Raw genomic sequence first — 13,965 nt, forward strand, 5'->3', positions numbered from 1 at the left:
CTTGAGCGCTTGCCTGCATCTTTATTCCCGCTCGGCGCTCGCGAACACCACCAGGTTCCCGTCGGGGTCGCGCATGCGCATGATCCAGAAATGGTCGGCTTCCTCGATCGGGCCGGGTTCGAGACCGGCATCCGCAAGCCGCTGCCTCTCGGGCGCCAGCGGCAGCACGCCGAGCGTCAGGGTCGAGGTGCCGGCCTTGTCCTTGTCCTCGAACAGCTGCACTTCGGCACTGTCGGTGAATTGCCATTCGGCCAGCCCGGGCATCGGCCGGCGCAGCGGCGGCTTGCCGAAGAGCTTTTCGTACCAGCCAATGCTGGCTTCGAGGTCGGAGCAGCTGACATGGGCGAAAATGGTTTCGATTGTCACAGGAAACCTCCATCGGACGGTGCACTCTTGCCGCAACGCGGTGCTGGATGGCACGTTCCGATGCTTCCTGGCTGAGTGCTCCATTGCTGACGAAAACTGACAGTGGGGTCATGCCATGATGATCGGAATCGCACGATGATGGAGGCCATGCCGATGACAACAATCCTGAACGGGCAGACCCGCTGATGGCACCGGTCAAGGTCGATCCCGACAAGGTCCGGGAATTCCCCGACGCGGCGAGCTTCCACGCCTGGCTCGGCCAGCACCACGCCACGGAAACCGAGGTGTGGATCAAGGTGCACAAGGTCGGGTCGGGACTGAAATCGATCACGCCGAAGGAAGCCATCGACGTCGTGCTGTGCTTCGGCTGGATCGACGCGGTGCGCAAGGGGCTGGACGACAACAGCTTCCTGCAGCGCTACACGCCGCGCGGCAAGAAGAGCATCTGGAGCAAGATCAACATCGACAATGTCGCGCGGCTCATCGAGGAGGGGCGCATGACGGGGCATGGGCTGAGCCAGGTCGAGGCCGCCAAGGCCGACGGGCGCTGGGCGCGCGCCTACGGCAGCGGCAAGGAGATGAAAATCCCCGACGATCTGCAGGCGGCGATCGATGCCGAGCCGGCGGCCAAGGCGATGCTGGAAAGGCTCAGCGCGCAAAACCGCTTCTCGCTCGCCTTCCGCACCCACAACATGAAGACCGAGGCGGGGCGCAAGAAGAAGATCGAGACCTTCGTCGCCATGCTGAAGCGCGGCGAGACGATCTATCCGCAGGGCAAGAAGTAGGCTTTCAGGCGCACGGTTCCGCCGATGCTTCATTGACGGGGCGAGCGGCCGGCAAGGTTGCCGACGACGCCATCAGAACGTCCTCGCGCACGGCCTGAACAAGGAAGTCGAGCACCGCCGTCACGCGCGGCGGCATGTTCCGCGATGGATAGACGACATTGATCGGCAGGCGCGCCGGCGGAAAGTCCGGCATGAGCTTGACCAGCCTTCCTGCCTCGATGTCCGGCCCGGCCAGGATGTGGGAGAGCACGGCGAGGCCGGCTCCGGCCAGTGTCGCGCGATGGACGGCCATCGAATTGTTGGCCGCAAGGCGCGGCTCAATGCGCAGGACAACGTCATCCGCTCCGCTGGAGAACGACCATGAACGGCCATCGCCGGCGCGGCTGTAGCAAATGCAGGAATGATCCTTGATGTCTTGCGGCGTTCGCGGTGCGCCGCGTCCCTCGAGATAGCCTGGCGAAGCCACCAGAAAGGCTGTTGTCCAGCCGATCCTGCGGCACATCAGGCTGCTGTCACCGGCTGGCCCGAGGCGCACCTCGAGATCGATCGCATTGGCGATGAGGTCCGAAGGCTCGTCCCGAAAGATCAGCTCGACATCCAGCGCCGGGTGGCTCTCCAGCAGCCCCGCGAGGCGGTCGCCGATGAACAAGCCGAGCGGCGTGGGCAGGCTCAGCCGCACTTTTCCAGAGACGGTCGCCGCTTCGGCGCCGCTGGCTTCGCCGAGCGCATCGACCGCTTCGAGGACGCGCAGCGCCATCGGCAACATCCGTTCACCCTCCGCCGTTAAAGCGAGCGCGTTCGTCGTGCGGTGCAGAAGGCGCGTCTTGAGATGCGATTCCAGCGCGGAGACCTGCCGCGATACCGCCGGCTGCGTCAGATTGAGGTCGAGCGCAGCAGCTGAGAAGGATTTTGTCTGCGCCACCCGCAGGAACGTCCTCAACGCCGATACGACGTCCATCCTCGCCTCATACTTCTCGACATAAGCCTTATGTCCGCATCCTACGCGGATAGCGCTTTACTGTCCAGGTATTACGGATATTTATTATCCTTAAGGACATAAGATATCCTCAAACAGGGAAAAACCATGACACAGCGCCTTAACGCCGCCCAGCAATCGCCTGAACTGTTCAAGAAGCTCTCCGAGCTCAGCATGGCCGAGGCACACAGTGCCATCGAGGAGAAGATCCGCGACCTCGTCCACATCAGGGCATCGCAGATCAATGGCTGCGCCTTCTGCCTCGACATGCATGTCAAGGAAGCCAAGATCCACGGCGAGGGCGAGTTGCGCCTCCATCATCTCGCCGTCTGGCGGGAATCGCCCCTTTTCGTTCCGCGTGAACGCGCTGCCCTGGCCTGGACCGAAGCCGTCACCAGGCTTGCCGAAGGCGGCATCCCGGACGAACTCTACGATCGCGTGCGCGGGCAGCTTTCGGAAAAGGAAATCTCCGACCTGACCTTCTCGATCATGGCCATCAATGCCTGGAACCGTGTCAGCATCGCCTTCAAGTCCGTGCCCGGCTCCGCGGACAAGCTCTACGGCCTCGACAAGGCTGGCCTGAACTAAACCCTTCCTTTCGGTTGACCATCAAACGATGCGGCGCGAGATCGCGGCCGCAAACGGAGACTATCATGAAAATCGTCATTATCGGAGGCACCGGCCTCATCGGTTCCAAGACCACTGAACGCCTGCGCAAGCAGGGTGTCGAGGTGATCGCGGCGGCACCAAATACCGGCGTCAATACCATCACCGGCGAAGGCCTGCGGGAGGCACTCGAAGGCGCCGAAGTGGTGATTGATCTCGCCAACTCGCCGTCCTTCGAGGACAAGGCATCGATGGACTTCTTCACGACGTCGGGCCGCAACCTGCTCACCGCCGGCAAGGCCGCGGGCGTCAGGCATCATATCGCGCTTTCGATCGTCGGCACCGAACGCCTGCAGGACTGCGGCTATTTCCGCGCCAAGCTTGTCCAGGAAAACCTGATCAGGGCGTCCGGCATTCCCTACACCATCGTTCATTCGACGCAGTTCATGGAGTTCCTGGCCGGCATCGCCAAGTCGGGCACGGTGGGCGAGGCCGTGCATCTTTCGCCAGCCTATGTGCAGCCGATCGCATCCGATGACGTCGCCGACGTGATGGCCGAGGTCGCGCTCGCCGCGCCGATCAACGGCATGATCGAGATCTCGGGGTCTGACCGTGTGCGGATGAGCGAACTGGTCGCCCGCTACCTCAAGGCTGTCGGGGATCCTCGCGAGGTCATGGCCGATCCGGAGGCGCTCTATTTCGGCGCGCGGCTGAACGACACTTCGCTGGTCTCCGACAACAATCCGCGCCTTGGCCACATCACGTTCGAGCAGTGGTTCGCCGCCTCGGCACGGAAATCACCGCCAGCAAACGCGGCGGCCTAGGCCCGGGATACCGTTCAATGGAAAAAGGAGCTTTCAAATGATCAAGTCGATCGTCGCCGCCCTCGTCGTGACGGCGGCCATGGCCAACCCGGCCGGCGCCACGCAGGCCACTCGCGCTGGCGAGAAGGCGGCCAAGGTCACCCTTGTCTATGAGCATGCATTGCCGAATGTGCCGGGCAAGAGCATCAAGGGCATCCTCGTCGAGTATGGCCCCGGCGGTACCTCGCCGGCGCATACCCATCCGAGTTCCGCCTTCATCTACGCGACGGTTCTGGAAGGCTCGATCCGCAGCCAGGTCAATGATGGTCCGGTCAAGGTCTACAAGGCCGGCGAGAGCTTTTCCGAAATGCCTGGCGATCGTCACAGCGTGAGCGAGAACGGCAGCAAGACCGAACCGGCAAAACTGCTGGCGGTCTTCGTGGTCGATACCGCCCAGAAGGAACTGACCTATCCGGCCAAGAAGTAACTGACCTATCCGGTCAACAAGCAACGGGCAAGAGCCGGGCGCCACGTCCGGCCCTTGCTCTAGATCATGTCGGTGAGCCCATGTTAGGCGAAGACCATTCCCTGGCTCTGGTCCTGATCAACCTTCTGGGGCTTGCCGGCATCGTCGTGTGGCTTGTCCAAGGGCGTGGGCGTCCGATGGCCCGGCTGATCGTCCAGATCCTGTTCTTCACCGGGATGACCGCCGTGCTCTACCTCAGCGGTATCCTGCCGCACCAGGTGGTCGAGACCGATCTCCAGGGTGCCGGCGCGTATCTGGCGAGGTCCGCGCGCGTCCTGTGGTGGACGCATCTTGCCTGGACGCTTGTCGGCTTTGTGCGCCTCTACGTCGTCCTGGAACACCGGCCGCGGGAAGCGCGCCTGCTCCAGGACCTTGTCGTCGCCGCCATCTATCTCGGCGTGGCGCTGTCGATAACAGGCTTCGTCTTCGGAGCTCCGATCGGAACGCTCGTGGCAACGTCGGGCGTGGTTGCCGTCATCGCCGGGCTTGCGCTGCAGAACACGCTTGGCGATGTCTTCTCAGGCATCGCGCTGACACTGGGCCGACCCTACGCGCTCGGAGACTGGATCATGCTGATCGACGGCACGGAAGGGCGCGTCGTCGAAACGACTTGGCGCTCCACGCATCTGCTCACTGGCGCCGGCAACATCGTCGTCCTTCCCAACGGCGTGCTGGCGAAGCTCAGCCTGACCAATCTCAGCCGTCCGGATGCGACGCTGCAGATGAGCCTGACCGTGCGCATCGCGGCCGCGCACGCGCCGCACGTCGTCGAGGGGGTCATGCAGGCGGCGCTGCGGAGTTGCGAACGGATCGTCAGGGAGCCGGCGCCGCTGGTCGCGCTCAAGGACATCGACGCCACGGCGATCGGGATCGATCTGCTGTTTTGGGTGGCCGGTCCAGGTGACAGGCTGGCCGCGAGGAACGAAGTGATCGACCTCGTTTACCGCCATTGCGAGGCGAACGGCCTTGCGCTGGCAATGCCGCCGCAGAGCTATGCGAGCGTGCCCTGCGCGATCAGGGAGCCGCCCCCCGCGACGCTCGTGCGTCCACGTTCATCCGGCGCGCTCTAGCACCCATTCGAAGCTGTTCTTCCAAAGCTCCGGCGGAATCTCCTGCGCCAACGCTTCGGTGAGATCGGAAAGCCTGACGCCCCGCAATTTCGCACGCCAGGCCTCGTCGGCTTCCCACATGATGCGCGACACCGCGCAAGGGCCGCTTTCGCAATAGCCCTTCGGGCGGCAAGGGTTGTTCGCGCGGATGTTGTTGCACACGAATGTCCGCGCCTTGCCTTCCACCGCTTCGACAATCTCCAGGAAGGTAATCTCGGCGGGCGCGCGCGCCAGCCTGTATCCTCCCGACGGACCGAGAGTCGTATGAACCAGGCCGGCCTGCGACAGGCTTTGCAGCGCCTTGGACAGATATTCCTTGGGAAGGCCGTGAAACTCGGCAAGCGCCTTTGTCGAGAGATAGCGGCCTTCGGGCAGGCCGGCGAGAATGGCGCAGCAGTGCAGCGCCCATTCGACTTGGCTTTTCAGGATCATCCACGGGTTCCGGGGTCGATGCCGACCGAACTTTATTAAGGATATGAAATATCCCTATTTGAGATCGCTGTAAACTACCGGCCGGGCGGCGCTCAAGGTGACGTGAGGGGTTCGCGATCTGAATCGCGGAACCGCTGCAAGTGCCTGTTTTTGCATACGTCCGGCTTGTCGGTCCGGCCTCGAGTGAACGCAAGAAAAAGCCGCCCTCGCTTTCTGCGAGTGGCGGCCTTTCCCGGGAGGAAGTGAGAAGGAGGTCAAAGAAATTCCGAAAGCTCAAGCCGCCTTGGCGTGCTTGTGGGCGTGCTTCCTGTGATGCTTGTGGGTGTGCCTGTGGGTGTGCTTTCTGGCGACGTGCTTGTGGCCGTGCTTGCGGTGCTTGTTGTGGTGGCGGTGATGCCTGTGGTGTTTATGCGCGGCCTTGACCGGCTTCTTCACCGCATCCACGGCAGCCGGGGTCGCCGCCGGGGTCGTCGCTGCTGCCGCCGGGGCAGTCGCGGGCGCGGTCGTCGTGGTGGTGGTCGTGGCCGCCGCGTTGGCGGTGCTGGCGCCGACGACCGGCATGGCCAGACCAAGCGCAATGGCCAGGCCGAGGGCGGAGAGCAGGGGCTTGTTCATGATAGGCTTTCCTTCAACGTTGATAATTGCTGTCACTGGTCGAGGTCGACAGGTGTCACGCCTAGAAGTTTCAGGGCGTTGGCGTAGGTCCGGATGCCTTGCGCCTGCTTGCGCTCGGAACAGAACCGGTTTGCCTTGTCCTGGAGTGCCGTTGCCTGCGCGATCTGGCTCGCACTGGCACCGGGTTCGGCTTTGGTCCGGATGGCTCCGTCGAGTTGAAGACCGAGCCGGCTGCAATATTCGCTCCGGGTGACCGCCGCTTCCGCACCCGACTGCGCGACCGCGATCATGGCGAGCGAAATGCCTGATAGGGCACCCATCCATCCGGTCGAACGTCGTTGCATTGGAGGCAGCATCCCTTTGCGTTGCTGTGGCGGCCGCTGTTCGGCTGCTACGAGGATGGTTATGACTGAGGATCTTTTCGCCAGTTTTTCCCGCATGTTGAATCTTGTTTCTGGAGTGTGTCTGGGCGAGCTGCCGATCTTCCCCCTCGTGGGGGAGATGCCCGGCAGGGCAGAGGGGGGCGTGAAGGAACGCGGCCCTGCTTAGCCTGGGTGAACTGGGAACCAAACGATGGACTGCCGTGATTTGTCATTGACGGAGACGTCGGCGGGCCAGCGCCCCCCTCTGGCCTCCCGGCCATCTCCCCCACAAGTGGGGAGATCAGCTCTATCTGCGGCGCTTGTGCCTCTTCCTTTGCCGTGGTGCTTCGCGTATGGCCCCGGGGAAATCCTCCCAAAGGTCCAATTCCGCCGGAAGCCGCATGATCAGACTTGAAAGCATCAGCAAGCAGAATGGCCGTCAGCTTGTCTTCATCGAGGCGTCGGCCTCGCTGCAGAAGGGCGAGAAGGTTGGCCTTGTCGGCCCGAACGGCGCCGGCAAGACGACCCTGTTTCGCATGATCACCAGCCAGGAGCAGCCGGACGAGGGCCAGGTGCAGGTCGATCGCGGCGTCACCATCGGCTATTTCAGCCAGGATGTCGGCGACATGGCGGGCCATAGCGCCGTCGCCGAAGTGATGAACGGCGCCGGGCCGGTCAGCGACGTGGCGGCCGAGATGGCGGAACTGGAAGCGGCGATGGCCGATCCCGACCAGGCCGACAGGATGGACGAGATCATCGAGAAATATGGCGAGGCGCAGCACCGCTTCGAGGAGCTCGACGGCTATGCGCTCGACGGCCGCGCCCGCGAAGTGCTGGATGGCCTCGGCTTTTCGCAAGAGATGATGGACGGCGATGTCGGCAAGCTCTCCGGCGGCTGGAAGATGCGCGTGGCGCTGGCCCGCATCCTGTTGATGCGGCCCGATGTGATGCTGCTCGACGAACCGTCGAACCATCTCGATCTCGAAAGCCTGATCTGGCTCGAACAGTTCCTGAAAGGCTATGACGGCGCGCTGCTGATGACCTCGCACGACCGCGAGTTCATGAACCGCATCGTCAACAAGATCGTCGAGATCGATGCCGGCTCGCTCGCCGCCTATTCCGGCAATTATGAATTCTACCAGCAGCAGCGGGCGATCGCCGACAAGCAGCAGCAGGCGCAGTTCGAACGCCAGCAGGCGATGCTGGCCAAGGAGATCGCCTTCATCGAGCGCTTCAAGGCGCGCGCTTCCCACGCCGCACAAGTGCAGAGCCGGGTGAAGAAGCTCGACAAGATCGACCGCGTCGAACCGCCCAAGCGCCGCCAGATCGTCAATTTCGAGTTCCAGCCGGCGCCGCGCTGCGGCGAGGATGTCGTCACCTTGAAGAACGTGCACAAGGCCTATGGCAGCCGCAGCATCTATGAGGGGCTCGACTTCCAGGTCCGCCGCCGCGAACGCTGGTGCATCATGGGCGTCAACGGCGCGGGCAAGTCGACGCTGCTCAAGCTGGTGGCCGGTGCTTCCGATCCCGACACCGGCACGGTGGCGCGCGGGCCGAGCGTGAAAATGGGCTATTTCGCCCAGCACGCCATGGAACTGCTCGAAGGCGAGCGCACCGTGTTCCAGACGCTGGAGGACAATTTCCCGCAGGCAGGCCAAGCGCCGCTCAGGGCGCTCGCCGGCTGCTTCGGCTTTTCCGGCGACGAGATCGAGAAGAAATGCCGCGTCCTGTCAGGCGGCGAAAAGGCACGGCTGGTGATGGCGCTGATGCTGTTCGACCCGCCCAATCTGCTGGTGCTGGACGAGCCGACCAACCACCTCGACATCGCCACCAAGCAGATGCTGATCGAGGCGCTGTTACAATATGAGGGAACGATGCTGTTCGTGTCGCACGACCGGCATTTCCTGGCAGCACTTTCGAACCGCGTGCTGGAACTGACGCCGGAAGGCATCCACACCTATGGCGGCGGCTACACGGAATATGTGGAGAGGACGGGGCAGGAAGCGCCGGGGCTAAGGAGCTAACTTTTCCGGGATCATGCTTGAAAGCGCGTCGCGTGCATTCGTTTCGCCGCGACGCGCCTTGAGGATGTCGAGCTTTACCGCAGCGAGATGGCCATGCCGCTCAGATCGGCATTGACCTGCAGGCCCACCTGCTTGCCGGTGAGTTCGAGCTGGGCGCCCTTGTCATTGGTCATGAGGATAACCTGGGCGCCTTTACCGATCGTGCCGCCGCCGCCCGCCGCGCCATAGACTCCCGTCACATCCCGAGCGCGCCTAATGTGGCGCACGGTGCCATGGAAATAGGTCTTGGAAACGCCGAAGGCGAGGCCACCCGACACGCCGCCGATCGAGATGGGATAGGTCTTGCCGTGGAAGGTGAACGTGCCTTCGCCACCGGAACCGCCGACGAAGAAGGCAGCCTTGTAGACGGAGAAGCGGATCGTGCCGCTGTCCGCATGCGCGGCGGTGGCAAGGCTGACGCCCGCCATGGCCATGGCGGCAACCGCGATCGATCGAAATCCGGACGAAATCTGCATGATGGAGCTCCTCAAAATCACTGTTTGCCCGATCGATCGGGCGCGTCAGCGCTGTGTCAAAGTTACAACTGAACTGTCTCGCCTGTCATTTGGTTCCAGGCGCGCGGCCTGATTCCGACCGCGGGAAGATCGACACGAAGCGAGGCGTGTGGCAAGCCGCTGGAGCCAGACATCGCGCATACGTGATTGGCGCGGCCCGGATGCCGGCCGGGCAGCGGAGAATGGGACGGTAACGACAGGGCTCGTGGATGAGAATTGCGCTAGAAATTGCAATGTCCGCATTGGCGGTGACATTGGGCGGGTGCGCGACATCCCCGGTCGATTATGGCGCGTCGCTTTCGCCGCAGGACCCGAAATGGGCATCGCCGCAATGCCAGCAGGCCCGCACGGCGGCTTCCGACTATCAGGCTCGTGAAAAACTTCACCCGGGTTGGGAATTCGCGGCACTTGGCCCCTACGGGCTGGGCATTATCGCGGCCACCAAGGAGGCCGAGCAGAAGCAGCGCAAGCGGTTCGCCCGCGACGTGCACCTGCAATGCTCGAGCCTGCCGCTGCCGGAGGAATTGCAGGACGATCAGAGCCCGGCGGTCGCAAAGGCGAAGTATCCGTAGGCATTGGTTGGCAGTCTATCTGTTCCCTGTCTTCCGGCAGCAGGTTCGCCTCGGTATTGGATAGATCGCGGACATTGCCGCCGATGATACGAACTGTGACAGGCGCTGCTGTTACGATTGTTGGTCAGAGAAGGTTGGAAACAGATGAGACTCTACTCCAGCTCAACGAACGAAGGCAAAGTTCGCGTCTCAGGCACAGACGGGAAAAACCCCAAACCCGTGTACCGAATAAACCTCGATCCCAACGAAATTTCTGACTTCGTGATGAATTTGCTCGGGTCTGCAATATCGCAAAAATTCAACCCCGTTGAGAGACAGAACTGGTTGGCTGTGAAGCCGACACGGGTCAGCGTCGAACGCATTGACCGTCCCGAAACTCCGACGATCCTCGCATTCGAATGCGGAGAGGCAACAGTCAACTTCGTCATTCGCGATCCAAAGACATTGGCAGAAGCTCTGATCGCGCACGTTGCTGCCTACGATGCGGACGGTCAGTGATGATCGGACAGTGGATCGGCCGGCTGATTCATGTCCGCTCCATCGGCTCTACAGGCGGGATTCCTCGAACCAAGCAAGGTCTTGAACGACCGGCAGCGACCGCGGCAGTTTAACCGGCTCGTATCCGACAAGCTGCTCTGCATCCGGGAAGATCGGCCTGGGCGAGCGTTTTTGTCCCCAAGCCTTTGGAACGTAAATGCGCCGGTGAAGTTGTTGGCATCAGGACAAGCGAAGGGACATCGCACATGCTGACTGCCGTTCGAGCCATGATTGGCCAAGCCCGCCCCACGACCGCGAAGAGCGAACCCGAACCGCAGAGCACCCGCCCAACTCCGATCTCGAAAGAACTCGACACTCTGGCAGCGATCCGTCTGACCGACATGGCAGGCCTGGGGGCCTGGTCGCAGGATCGCTGATTTCGATAGTGTCAGCTGGCCGATGGGGCATTGACCGCAAATTGCGCGGCGAAAGCCCTGCCGTAAGCGGGCCGGGCTTCACCGCGCGCCACATAGGCAGCCAGGTTTTCATATTCGTCCAGAATGCCCGACATTCTCAGGCGCAGCAGCACCGACACCATCAAGAGATCGCCGGCGCTGAACGCACCATCGAGCCAGTCGGCGGCGCCGAGGTAGACCGAGAGCTTGTCCAGCGTCGCGCGAACGCGGTCCTTCACCAATGGCAGGCGTTCCGCGCTCCAAGGCTTATCGGCTTCGAATATTCGTGCCGTCGTCAAGTCGAGGACCGGCGGCTCGACGGTGTTGAGGGCGGCAAACATCCAGGTGATGGCACGGGCGCGGGCATCGCGGTCCCCAGGCAACAGGCCGGCATGCTTTTCGGCGAGATGGAAGACGATCGAGCCGGTCTCGAACAGGCATAGAGATCCTTCCTCATAGGTGGGGATCTGGCCGAAGGGATGGATGGCCAGATGGCCAGGCGCCTTCATCTGTGCGAACGAAACGAGACGAACCTCATAGGGCTGCCCCACTTCTTCGAGCGCCCAGCGAACGCGCGTGTCGCGCGCCAGTCCCTTGCCGCCATCGGGCGAGCGTTCAAAGGCAGTGATTATGGGGGTCATGGAAGGCTCCGGTGGCTGGTTCGGTGTGTCTGGATCTAGGTGGCACCCAGAGGACGAACGGTCGGCTTCATTCCCGACAAGCTATCTCGTTTTTCGGCCATTGGATTTCGCGGCCCGAACCGAAGGAATGCGCCCTGGGTTCTAGCGAAGCAGGCCTTCCGCCTCGAAACTGTCCCAGCCCTCCAGCCGTGGAGCATCATCCTTTCGCGAATTCCCTGCGTTGCGAGACTTGCGCTCTCGCTTTCCCGCGCGCGTCAGCGCGGCTTTGCCGGCACCGCGCCGCCTGTTCTCGGACGCTTCCCGCACATCTTCCTCCCGCCACGCGCTAGCCAGGTCACGATCGAGAATGTCCTCGATGTGGCGTGGATCGAAAACATGGAAGGTGACGGCCTTGGATCGCCCGCGCATCTTCACGGTGCGCGTGCCGATGCTCTTCAGGCGACCGTCCTTCAGCCATTTGTGACGCTCGCGGGCGGAGATGGTAAGGATGTCTTCTGCCTCCCGCGGAAGCACGGCCAGCGTTTCGATGCCCGCCAGTGTCCTGGAGATGGTTTCAGAGGCGGCCTGGAACGCATCCGCTTCGGTTTTCAACATGCGCAATACGATGCGGCCGGTATCAGCCTTGGCAAACTTCCTCACGGCCCACGGCAGCCGGGCTCGAATCTCGCGTTCGATCCCCTTCAGGCGCAAGGAGGAGCCAAGCGTTGCCGATGGCGGCAGCGGCCATTCGGCGACCACTGACGCCTTCGCGGTGCTCACGGCCCGCTCGGATGTGCGATCAGGCGCGGCGGCAATTGCCGCAACGATGCCGCTCAGGATCTTCCGCAGGGAGTGGCGCTTCTTGGCTACCATGTTTCCATGTTCGCTCATCAGTGGCCTTCGTGGAACGACAGTTCTCACAGCAGACAACCGAAACCATGCTCAAACGGTTCCTCTAGCACATGTGGGCGGCTAGTCGCGTTCGCCAAACCACTTCGACGCCGCCTCGGCAGATCCCTCAAGATCAGGCTCGGCATCGGCAGCCCAGGCGACGACGCCATCCGGACGCACGAGCAGGGCGCTCAGGCCGAGCCTGTCCTTGGCATTCTCCGCGACGTAGCTGATCCGGCCGCCCCAGCGGTTCACCAGCGCCCGAAGGGGAGGGTGGGCATCGAAATCCAGCAGCAGGCCTTGGCCGCTCCTCAGGCGTTCGCCGAGCCTCGTCCCGTCGGCCAGTTCGAAATCGGGCGCGCTGCGGCCGACCAGCGGATGGCTGCCGCCAAGATCGTAGCGGAGGGTGACGCCCCAGACGCGTTCGGCGAAGTAGGTCGCGCCGTCACGCGTGTCGATGAGGTCGCGGATGATGGCTTCGAGCGCGCGCGAACCGCGGTTCGGCCGCATCAGCGCGACCTGGGCGCGCGACCAGTCGAGGATTTGGGCGCCGACCGGATGTCGTTCATCGAAATAGCTGTCGAGAAGCCCGGCCGGCGCGTCGCCACGGATGGTGGCGGCGAGCTTCCAGCCGAGGTTCGTCGCATCGCCGAGGCCGAGATTGAGGCCCTGGCCGCCCAGCGGCGAATGGATGTGCGCGGCATCGCCGGCGAGCAGCACTCTGCCATTTCGGTAGGCGGTCGCCTGGTAGGCACGATCGGTCCAGGTGGTGGCGAGATGGAGGGCGGTCACGGTGACGTCCGCGCCGGACACGCGGCGCAGCACCGCTTGCACATGCTCTGGTGTGATCGCCGCGGTGCGGTGGAAAGCGGCGCCGTCGAACTCGACCATGGCGATCGTGCCTGGCCGGGAGTAGGTGTACATGCCCGTCGGCGTGTAGTGGCGGCCTGGGCTGAGTGTGTCCGGATCGGCCAGTTCGACTTCAGCGGAATAGCCGGTGAATTCGGCATCGGTGCCGGTGAAGGCAAAGCCGCCAAGCTTGCGAACCGTACTGCGGCCGCCATCGCAGCCGACCAGCCAGCTTGCGTGAAAAATCTCGCCACCGGCGCGGATGGTGACGTCCTCGTCCGACTGGCCAAAACCGTCGACGCCGAGGCCGCGCCTGATCTCGACGCCCATTGCGACCGCGCGCGCGGCCAGCACGATTTCCAAACACTCCATCTCGACCGCCATGCCGGCACCCGCCGGGCCTGGCAGGCGATAGCGCCATTGCGAGGTGTCGACAGCGTCGAGGTAGAACTGGATGCCGGCGAAATGGCCGCCCGGGCGGCGCGGCTGCCGCATCCAGTGGGCGGCGGCCAGTTTGCCGTCGCCGGAGCCATCGTTGGCGGGCGGCGCAATATCGTCCAGCAGGCCGCGACGATGAAAGGCCTCGATGCTGGGCACGGTCAAGCCGCGCATGCCGAAGGGGAGTCGCTTCAACGCAGAGCTGGGGTTCTCGGCCTGCTCCAGCACCAGGACGGAAAGGTTTGCGAGACGCAGTTCGCAGGCGAGAAACAGGCCGACCGGGCCGGCGCCGGCAATGACGACATCATAGGGAATCGGGTTGTGCATGAACTACTCCTTTGGCCGATGTTCGACCGGAGCGTTCCTCGAGTTGGGAGCCACACGGACGAACGACTGGACGCTTGTCAGCGTCCGCTGTTCGTCGTGGGGATCTCGTGCACGAAGCCAAAGACCAGAGCTCCCGTTACCGAGAGGAGTTGGGCTTACCGAACCAACTCTGCCTTTT

Annotated in this window: 18 protein-coding genes; 9 read left to right on the forward strand and 9 right to left on the reverse strand. The window is 63.1% G+C overall.

Annotated features, from left to right (window positions below):
- Positions 1-21: 21 nt before the first annotated feature.
- A complete protein-coding gene (locus EB233_RS13780; RefSeq protein ID WP_064989033.1) occupies positions 22-366 on the reverse strand; it encodes a VOC family protein in 345 nt (114 codons plus the stop codon).
- A 185-nt stretch (positions 367-551) separates the two neighbouring features.
- On the opposite strand from EB233_RS13780, the gene EB233_RS13785 reads away from it, so the two are divergent.
- Positions 552-1,151 carry a YdeI/OmpD-associated family protein gene (locus tag EB233_RS13785; protein WP_064989032.1) on the forward strand — a complete coding sequence of 200 codons (600 nt, stop codon included), beginning with the start codon at positions 552-554 and terminating at the stop codon, positions 1,149-1,151.
- Between the two features lie 4 nt (positions 1,152-1,155).
- On the opposite strand, the gene EB233_RS13790 is transcribed toward EB233_RS13785, so the two are convergent.
- On the reverse strand, positions 1,156-2,109 hold the full coding sequence (locus EB233_RS13790) for a LysR family transcriptional regulator (RefSeq protein ID WP_064989031.1): 954 nt from the start codon (positions 2,107-2,109) through the stop codon (positions 1,156-1,158).
- Positions 2,110-2,235: 126 nt separating this feature from the next.
- Here EB233_RS13790 and EB233_RS13795 point away from each other — a divergent pair, with 126 nt between their 5' ends.
- The 4 genes from EB233_RS13795 to EB233_RS13810 all read left to right on the forward strand — a co-directional run bounded on the left by EB233_RS13795 (position 2,236) and on the right by EB233_RS13810 (position 5,132).
- The gene (locus EB233_RS13795; RefSeq protein WP_064989030.1) at positions 2,236-2,715 is read left to right on the forward strand and encodes a carboxymuconolactone decarboxylase family protein; all 480 of its coding nucleotides are present in this window, start codon (positions 2,236-2,238) and stop codon (positions 2,713-2,715) included.
- A gap of 65 nt (positions 2,716-2,780) precedes the next feature.
- The gene (locus EB233_RS13800; protein WP_064989029.1) at positions 2,781-3,557 is read left to right on the forward strand and encodes an SDR family oxidoreductase; all 777 of its coding nucleotides are present in this window, start codon (positions 2,781-2,783) and stop codon (positions 3,555-3,557) included.
- Positions 3,558-3,594: 37 nt separating this feature from the next.
- Entirely contained in the window at positions 3,595-4,023 is a 429-nt protein-coding gene (locus EB233_RS13805) for a cupin domain-containing protein (protein ID WP_064989028.1), read from the forward strand.
- Between the two features lie 80 nt (positions 4,024-4,103).
- A complete protein-coding gene (locus tag EB233_RS13810; protein ID WP_064989027.1) occupies positions 4,104-5,132 on the forward strand; it encodes a mechanosensitive ion channel family protein in 1,029 nt (342 codons plus the stop codon).
- Here the strand turns inward: EB233_RS13810 and EB233_RS13815 are convergent.
- The 3 genes from EB233_RS13815 to EB233_RS13825 form a co-directional block, all read right to left on the reverse strand.
- On the reverse strand, positions 5,115-5,603 hold the full coding sequence (locus tag EB233_RS13815) for an RrF2 family transcriptional regulator (protein WP_064989026.1): 489 nt from the start codon (positions 5,601-5,603) through the stop codon (positions 5,115-5,117). The two genes, EB233_RS13810 and EB233_RS13815, sit on opposite strands and share 18 nt — an antisense overlap.
- 273 nt (positions 5,604-5,876) lie before the next feature.
- Positions 5,877-6,218 (reverse strand): hypothetical protein, encoded by a 342-nt coding sequence (locus EB233_RS13820; protein WP_064989025.1) that lies wholly within the window; start codon positions 6,216-6,218, stop codon positions 5,877-5,879.
- A 32-nt stretch (positions 6,219-6,250) separates the two neighbouring features.
- Entirely contained in the window at positions 6,251-6,562 is a 312-nt protein-coding gene (locus tag EB233_RS13825) for a hypothetical protein (RefSeq protein ID WP_064989024.1), read from the reverse strand.
- Positions 6,563-6,981: 419 nt separating this feature from the next.
- Between EB233_RS13825 and EB233_RS13830 the strand changes: the two genes are divergently transcribed.
- Entirely contained in the window at positions 6,982-8,604 is a 1,623-nt protein-coding gene (locus tag EB233_RS13830) for an ABC-F family ATP-binding cassette domain-containing protein (RefSeq protein ID WP_064989023.1), read from the forward strand.
- Positions 8,605-8,678: 74 nt separating this feature from the next.
- On the opposite strand, the gene EB233_RS13835 is transcribed toward EB233_RS13830, so the two are convergent.
- Positions 8,679-9,119, reverse strand: a complete 441-nt coding sequence (locus EB233_RS13835) for a lipid-binding SYLF domain-containing protein (RefSeq protein WP_064989022.1) — start codon at positions 9,117-9,119, stop codon at positions 8,679-8,681.
- A 248-nt stretch (positions 9,120-9,367) separates the two neighbouring features.
- On the opposite strand from EB233_RS13835, the gene EB233_RS13840 reads away from it, so the two are divergent.
- From EB233_RS13840 to EB233_RS13850, 3 genes are all read left to right on the forward strand, one after another.
- Positions 9,368-9,730 carry a hypothetical protein gene (locus EB233_RS13840; protein WP_064989021.1) on the forward strand — a complete coding sequence of 121 codons (363 nt, stop codon included), beginning with the start codon at positions 9,368-9,370 and terminating at the stop codon, positions 9,728-9,730.
- A 144-nt stretch (positions 9,731-9,874) separates the two neighbouring features.
- Positions 9,875-10,228, forward strand: coding sequence for a hypothetical protein (locus EB233_RS13845; RefSeq protein WP_155765322.1), 354 nt, complete (start codon positions 9,875-9,877; stop codon positions 10,226-10,228).
- A gap of 245 nt (positions 10,229-10,473) precedes the next feature.
- Positions 10,474-10,644 (forward strand): hypothetical protein, encoded by a 171-nt coding sequence (locus EB233_RS13850; protein ID WP_155765321.1) that lies wholly within the window; start codon positions 10,474-10,476, stop codon positions 10,642-10,644.
- Between the two features lie 11 nt (positions 10,645-10,655).
- On the opposite strand, the gene EB233_RS13855 is transcribed toward EB233_RS13850, so the two are convergent.
- From EB233_RS13855 to EB233_RS13865, 3 genes are all read right to left on the reverse strand, one after another.
- A complete protein-coding gene (locus tag EB233_RS13855; RefSeq protein WP_064989019.1) occupies positions 10,656-11,303 on the reverse strand; it encodes a glutathione S-transferase family protein in 648 nt (215 codons plus the stop codon).
- A gap of 141 nt (positions 11,304-11,444) precedes the next feature.
- Positions 11,445-12,155, reverse strand: a complete 711-nt coding sequence (locus EB233_RS13860; protein ID WP_081294023.1) for a hypothetical protein — start codon at positions 12,153-12,155, stop codon at positions 11,445-11,447.
- A gap of 99 nt (positions 12,156-12,254) precedes the next feature.
- Complete coding sequence (locus EB233_RS13865) at positions 12,255-13,787, reverse strand: FAD-dependent monooxygenase (protein ID WP_064989018.1); 1,533 nt, start codon at positions 13,785-13,787, stop codon at positions 12,255-12,257.
- Between the last annotated feature and the right edge of the window lie 178 nt (positions 13,788-13,965).

The sequence above is a fragment of the Mesorhizobium erdmanii genome, from assembly GCF_013170725.1.
Lineage (GTDB): Bacteria > Pseudomonadota > Alphaproteobacteria > Rhizobiales > Rhizobiaceae > Mesorhizobium > Mesorhizobium erdmanii.

Bases quoted from the DNA above. Each gene is read 5' to 3' on its own strand.
- EB233_RS13785 (WP_064989032.1), top strand. From the start codon at position 552: ATGGCACCGGTCAAGGTCGATCCCGACAAGGTCCGGGAATTCCCCGAC.
- EB233_RS13790 (WP_064989031.1), bottom strand. From the start codon at position 2,109: ATGGACGTCGTATCGGCGTTGAGGACGTTCCTGCGGGTGGCGCAGACA.
- EB233_RS13795 (WP_064989030.1), top strand. From the start codon at position 2,236: ATGACACAGCGCCTTAACGCCGCCCAGCAATCGCCTGAACTGTTCAAG.
- EB233_RS13800 (WP_064989029.1), top strand. From the start codon at position 2,781: ATGAAAATCGTCATTATCGGAGGCACCGGCCTCATCGGTTCCAAGACC.
- EB233_RS13805 (WP_064989028.1), top strand. From the start codon at position 3,595: ATGATCAAGTCGATCGTCGCCGCCCTCGTCGTGACGGCGGCCATGGCC.
- EB233_RS13810 (WP_064989027.1), top strand. From the start codon at position 4,104: ATGTTAGGCGAAGACCATTCCCTGGCTCTGGTCCTGATCAACCTTCTG.
- EB233_RS13815 (WP_064989026.1), bottom strand. From the start codon at position 5,603: ATGATCCTGAAAAGCCAAGTCGAATGGGCGCTGCACTGCTGCGCCATT.
- EB233_RS13820 (WP_064989025.1), bottom strand. From the start codon at position 6,218: ATGAACAAGCCCCTGCTCTCCGCCCTCGGCCTGGCCATTGCGCTTGGT.
- EB233_RS13825 (WP_064989024.1), bottom strand. From the start codon at position 6,562: ATGCAACGACGTTCGACCGGATGGATGGGTGCCCTATCAGGCATTTCG.
- EB233_RS13830 (WP_064989023.1), top strand. From the start codon at position 6,982: ATGATCAGACTTGAAAGCATCAGCAAGCAGAATGGCCGTCAGCTTGTC.
- EB233_RS13835 (WP_064989022.1), bottom strand. From the start codon at position 9,119: ATGCAGATTTCGTCCGGATTTCGATCGATCGCGGTTGCCGCCATGGCC.
- EB233_RS13840 (WP_064989021.1), top strand. From the start codon at position 9,368: ATGAGAATTGCGCTAGAAATTGCAATGTCCGCATTGGCGGTGACATTG.
- EB233_RS13845 (WP_155765322.1), top strand. From the start codon at position 9,875: ATGAGACTCTACTCCAGCTCAACGAACGAAGGCAAAGTTCGCGTCTCA.
- EB233_RS13850 (WP_155765321.1), top strand. From the start codon at position 10,474: ATGCTGACTGCCGTTCGAGCCATGATTGGCCAAGCCCGCCCCACGACC.
- EB233_RS13855 (WP_064989019.1), bottom strand. From the start codon at position 11,303: ATGACCCCCATAATCACTGCCTTTGAACGCTCGCCCGATGGCGGCAAG.
- EB233_RS13860 (WP_081294023.1), bottom strand. From the start codon at position 12,155: ATGGTAGCCAAGAAGCGCCACTCCCTGCGGAAGATCCTGAGCGGCATC.
- EB233_RS13865 (WP_064989018.1), bottom strand. From the start codon at position 13,787: ATGCACAACCCGATTCCCTATGATGTCGTCATTGCCGGCGCCGGCCCG.